The following is a 5,470-nucleotide window of genomic DNA, read 5'->3' as shown; positions in this document are numbered from 1 at the left end:
GGAGGCGGCCAGTTCTTGGACAGGAAGAACTCGTGCAGCAGCGCCGGATCGCGGACGTTCTGGGGATCGAAGCCGGTATCGAACAGCACCCAGCCGCTGTCGGTGTCGAAAAGATAGGCCGACATCGGCGAGGCGATGACGAACCGCCCGCCGCGATCGCGTGTCGAGACCGTCTTTGGGATGATCTCGAACCCGCAGAGCAGGACGTAAAGGCGGCGCACGCTGGTCATTTTAGAGCCTCGCTCGAAATGGGTCAGAAGCGGTAGGACACCCGCCCGCCCGCGGTGAGCGGACGCAGAGTATAGCCTTCCGCCACGAACAGGATCGACGGGCGCTGGATGATCTTCTTGCTGTTGAGCAGGTTCTTGGCAAACACGGAAATCTCCAGCCGCCCGAGCGCGACCCCGACGTCCGCATTCACCGTGTTGTAGACTGGCCGCACATAGTCGGGGTCGGCCACGTTGTACGAGCCGTACGAGCGGCCGGTCCAGGCATTCAGGACATGGCCGAACAGCGTCGCCTGCGACGGCAGGACGTGGCGATAGTCGAGGCCGAAGGCGAGCGTCCATTCGGGCGCGTTAAGCGTGTGCTGCCCCGCGCGCGGGCCGAAATCCGTCGAAGCGCTGGTGAGCTTCGAATGGACGGTGCCGAGCGAGGCGTGGGCGAAGAGGTCGGGAGTCAGTTCCGCCCGTACCTCAAGCTCGCCGCCGTAGCTGCGCGCATCGCCCGCGTTGGTGACGACGGAATAGCCGCACGTCGGCAGTCCCAGCGTCTGCTGGATACCGCTCCAGTCGATCAGAAACAGCGCCCCGTTGAAGGTCAGCCTGCCCCCAAGCACCCGTCCTTTCGCGCCCACTTCATAGTTCCACAGCTTGTCGGACTTGAAGCTGCGCGGGACCGTGGTCAGCCCGATGTCCGCGAGATCGGCGCCGCAGATGTCGGGGGGGATATAGGGCGTGGCGCCGCCGACCCGGAAGCCCCGCGCCGCCAGTCCGTAGACCGTGATGTCCCGGCTCGCGTCGTAGGACAGCGAAATTTTGGGAGTGGCGGCGTTGAACTTGGCGTCGGTCGTGTAGACCGGCGGGCCCGAGCCCGCGAAATAACCGGTCGTGGCAAGCGACGAGGTCTCGCGCGCATGAGTGTAGCGAACGCCGGCGGTGAGCTTCAGCCGCGGCGTCAGCGCCAAGGTCGCGTCGCCGAACGCGGCATATTGCCGGTCGCGGTTACCCAGCGTCGCGAGCGCGACCGAGTCGTCGGGAAAGGCGCTGCCCGGAAAGACGTCGGACTGCTCGGGGGGAATGCCGTAGAGGTCCCGGAAAGTCTGGTTGAGCCCTACGACATAGGCGTTGTCAGCCCGGCGGATTTTCTGGTCGGAAGCGTAGAGACCGACGATCCATGAGAAACGCTGTCCGCCGGCGGCGGCCGCGTTCGACGTCAGCCTCACCTCCTGGCTGAACTGCCGGGTGACGGTATTGGTGTATTCGGGCCCCGGCAGGTTGCCGATCGCGCTGCCGCGGTTCGCAAGTCCGAACGGAGGGTTGCTGTCGGCCAGATAACCGAGATATTCGCTGTTGTAGAAAGTGCCGTCGATGGTGCGGTCGAACGTATGCCGGAAATAGCCCGATACGGATGTGAGGGTGGCGAAGCCCAGTTCCTTCTCGACGGTCAGCCCTGCGACGACGAGCTTGATGCGGCTCGGCTCTCGCACCTTCTTGCTCTGCTGATATTTTCCGAGATCGGTATAGAATACCGATGAGTCACGGACGTTCTGGTCCTGGTAGAAAACCGAGGGTGTGATGCTCCAGCCGGAGCCCGGCTTGATCAGCACGCTGGCACGTACCGCCTTAATCGTGTCGGCGTTCGTCCCGTCGTTCAGCTTGTTTCCGGCATCGTCGTAATTGTCGATATAGCCCGAATTGCGCTCGATACTACCGGCGATCCGGACGGCGACGCGGTCCTCGACGATCGGAACGTTCAGTGTCGCCTGTTCCTGATGGTTGAAGCCGCCATGCTTCGTACCCGACAAGGATGTATTGGCCGAACCGCCCAAGTCCGTCAGCGAAGGCGCGTTCGAGATGAAGCGCAGGCTCCCGCCCATCGAACTTGCGCCGAACAGCGTACCCTGCGGCCCGCGCAGTACCTCGATGCGCGCGAGATCGATGAAGGCAGGCTCGATCGCGCCATTATACACGTTCGGCAGCGTGATCGCGATCTCGTCGAGGTAGATGCCGACCGTTGCATTGCCTGATGTCGAGCTGATGCCTCTCACCTGAATATTATCGGTGCCGGGGCCGCCGCCGGATTGGAAGGAGACGCCCGGCGTCGCGCGCGAGAGATCCTCCACAGTCCTGATCTGCCGGCTCGCCAGCGTCTCTCCTGAAAGCGCCGAAATGCTTGCGGGGACGGACCGCAGCGTCTCGCGGCGCTTGCGCGCAGTGACGACGATATCGCCCGCTTCAGGTGGAAGCACCGCGAGTGAGGCCTCGGGTGCCGCTGCCGCTAGGGCCGGTTCCGGCGCTGCAGCAGCGCCCGCGTCTTGGGCATTGCCCGGAGCCGGTAGCGCGACGCTTATCGTCGCCGCCACGATGAGAGATGACGCTGTGATGTGTGGATGCTTGGTCACGACGGCCTCGCTGACGTCAGGTATGACTCTGTAACATCAGCAATTTAGTCGTATTACAACAATTTATTAATTGATCGATAAACTTTTGTAAATTGCCTGATTTGTAGGCGACCAGTAAATTTTGTGCTTTATCCTCCGCTACTTAGTGGTGACCTAAAGATAGGCAATGCTGAAGTTTTAGGCGACTTTAGCAATCGCGAGTAACGGGGCGTGGTAGATCACGGATTGACGCGAATCACTCCGGCAGAGGTCGCCGCGATTCGCTGCGAACGTCTCGCACAAAGACCAGCCAGAGAAGCAGCGCGGAAAGTGCCAGAAAGGCGAGCAGCATCGTCATCGGACGCGCAGTACCGTCGTCCAGCATCGCGAGCACGAATGTCGACAGCGAAATCAGGCCGGACTGGAGCGCGACCCCGATCGCCACCGCAGCACCCGCCCTGTCGGCGAACGGCTCCATCGCGGTCACGAACGCCGGCGGACCGAACAGTCCGAAGCAGGCAAACATCACAAGCGTCAGCAGCACGAACGGGACGAGCGCTGTCATGCCCGACATTGTCAGTATCGCCAAGGTGCCGGTGGTCAGGGTGAAGGCGAGCGCGCCGTAGCCGATCAGCCGGAGGATGCCCAAGCGGCGCATCAGCGCTGCGTTGAATTGGCTGACCGAGATGATGACGGCTGAATGCAGTGCGACGAGCATCCCGTAGCTGGCGGGCGAAAGGCCATGTAGCGTCATAAAGACGAGCGGCGAGCCCGAGGCGAACACCATCCCCGCGCATTGCACGGTCGTGGCGATCAGCAGCGGCACGAGGAAGCGCCGGTCGCCCAACAGCCCGACATATGTCGCCGCGATACGCCTTGGACCGCGCTTCACGCGGCGGGCAGGCGACAGCGTTTCCGAAAGCCCCCGCGTAGTGAGCACGGTCGCGAAAACGGCGGCCAGGACGAGCACTGCGAAGATCACGCGCCACGAAAAAGCCTGCGCGAGAAATCCGCCGAAGGTCGGCGCGAGGAGCGGCGAGACGCTGAGCGAAACGGTCGCAAGCGACATCAGGCGAGCGGCGTCGGGGCCGCGATACTGGTCACCGATCATCGCCAGCGGGATGACGACCGTCGCCGACGCGCCGAAGCCCTGCACGAAGCGCGCCGCGATCAGCACCTCGATCGAAGGCGCAAGCGCGGCGAGTGCCGACCCGATCACATAGATGCCGAGGCCGACATAGATCAGCGGCTTGCGCCCGAAAGCATCGGAGAGCGACCCGTAGACGAGGTGGCCGCCGGCGAACGCCATGAAATAGCTCGTCATGCTGAGCTGGACGTGACCCATGTCGGAGTCGAAGCTCCGGGCGATGGCGGCGAAGCTCGGCACATACATGTCGTTCGCCAGCGCACCAACAGCGATGAGCAGGCCGATCGCTATGCTACGGCGGACCAAAGGCGACATCGGCTACTTCTTCCCTGCTGCGCATGCGCCCGGCGACCATGCCCGTCCGTCCTATGCAGCCGACAGAGCAACGGCCGCGTCGTTGCGGCCGGCACAGCGCGATGACAGGGCGATCATAACCGCACACGCAACGCCCGCGCCAGATACTTTATTGATCGATTAATACTTATCGGAGTTGTGGCTTCGGTCGCTTCCTACGGCTGATCCACCCGCTTGAGCCCGCTCAGCAAATTATCGCGGAAGACCATGATCGCGCCGGCGGCATCAAAATTCGGCATCATCGCGGCATGAGCGAGCGCCCCGTCGAGAAAGGCCGAAATCTGATCGATGGTTTGACCGACGTCGACGACCTTGAACTCGGCACGCCGAATGCCCTCACGAATAGCGCTGCCGAGTATCTCCGCTTCTATTTCGTAAAGTCTGCGGATGGCGGAGTCGACTTCGTCGCTACGCGAATGTGCGTTCGCATAATCGATGCCGATCATGAACAGCTTGCGCATCAGCGGCAGCTGGGCGGCCTGATTGCCGATCCACAGAGCGATAATCTCGCTGGGAGAAGTCGATTTGCCCTTGATATCATCAAACGTCTGATAGGCCTTCTCGGTCAGGTCTTCGACGACCGCCCGAAACAACCCTTCTTTGCTGCCATAATAATAATATATCAGCGCCGTATTAATTCCCGTCGTCGCCGATATGAGCTTTATCGAGACTGCCGAGTAATTGCGGATGGTGAACAACTCGGTCGCGCCGTCGAGCAGCAACTTTCGTCGATCACGCACCGCACCGCGCCGCGGCCGCTTGCCGGTCGCCTCTGGTTCGGCGACCAGCGTCGTACGGGAAATCTCGATCTCACGCGTGTTCATGCCAGCCCCATAGCGCATCAAATGCCGGTTGGCAGCATCGCGGCAACGAAAGCGCGACAGGGCACGACCATGTGGGTAATCGGTCGGGAAGTCGGGCATCGCGTCGATGCGCCCCGTCCCACCGACACTCATGCCGAAGCTCCGAGGAGCTTGGGCAGCGGATGAGATTGTAGGCGGCGGCGAAGGTGAAGGACCAATCGAAGCGGGCGAAGCCGCGGCGCTCGGTTCGTCGCAGGCCGGCGACGGTCTTGATCCAGCCGAAAGCCTCGTCGATCCGCTTGCGGGCACGCAGGCTGGCGGCATAGCCGGCATGGCGGCGACTCTGCCGCCAGCGGATATCGGCGCTGTGCGGGAGCCTCGGTGACGAGGATCGCAATGTGGAAGCCGTCGAGGTGCTTCGCACACTGATGGATCAGGTCGCGCTCGTACCGGAGGACGGCGAGTTGTCGATCGTCCTGCACGGCGACTGACCTGACCCCCGTTTTTTCCTCCATCTGGAGCTAGAGTCCGGCCCATCGGAGGGACGGACGGATGAAGCGGAAG

The 5,470-nt window shown here is 62.5% G+C and carries 3 protein-coding genes and 2 pseudogenes; all 5 read right to left on the bottom strand.

Annotation, left to right across the window (positions count from 1 at the left end; translation table 11 throughout):
* A pseudogene (locus HUU94_RS11980) lies at window positions 1–230 on the bottom strand (hypothetical protein); the annotation flags it as partial.
* A 23-nt stretch (window positions 231–253) separates the two neighbouring features.
* Window positions 254–2,470: a TonB-dependent receptor gene (locus HUU94_RS11975; RefSeq protein ID WP_174275299.1), complete on the bottom strand. Its 2,217-nt coding sequence runs from the start codon at window positions 2,468–2,470 to the stop codon at window positions 254–256.
* 388 nt (window positions 2,471–2,858) lie between these two features.
* Window positions 2,859–4,064, bottom strand: coding sequence for a multidrug effflux MFS transporter (locus tag HUU94_RS11970; protein WP_174275298.1), 1,206 nt, complete (start codon window positions 4,062–4,064; stop codon window positions 2,859–2,861).
* A gap of 194 nt (window positions 4,065–4,258) precedes the next feature.
* The gene (locus tag HUU94_RS11965; RefSeq protein WP_174275297.1) at window positions 4,259–5,059 is read right to left on the bottom strand and encodes a TetR/AcrR family transcriptional regulator; all 801 of its coding nucleotides are present in this window, start codon (window positions 5,057–5,059) and stop codon (window positions 4,259–4,261) included.
* Between the two features lie 19 nt (window positions 5,060–5,078).
* Window positions 5,079–5,252, bottom strand: a pseudogene (locus tag HUU94_RS12875) (IS5/IS1182 family transposase); the annotation flags it as partial.
* Between the last annotated feature and the right edge of the window lie 218 nt (window positions 5,253–5,470).

It is taken from the genome of Sphingomonas bacterium (assembly GCF_903644055.1).
Taxonomy (GTDB): Bacteria; Pseudomonadota; Alphaproteobacteria; order Sphingomonadales; family Sphingomonadaceae; genus Sphingomonas_I.
This window is presented reverse-complemented; position numbering and strand designations above follow the sequence as displayed.

Coding starts and splice junctions, on each gene's coding strand:
- HUU94_RS11970 (WP_174275298.1), bottom strand. CDS start 4,064: ATGTCGCCTTTGGTCCGCCGTAGCATAGCGATCGGCCTGCTCATCGCT.
- HUU94_RS11965 (WP_174275297.1), bottom strand. CDS start 5,059: ATGAGTGTCGGTGGGACGGGGCGCATCGACGCGATGCCCGACTTCCCG.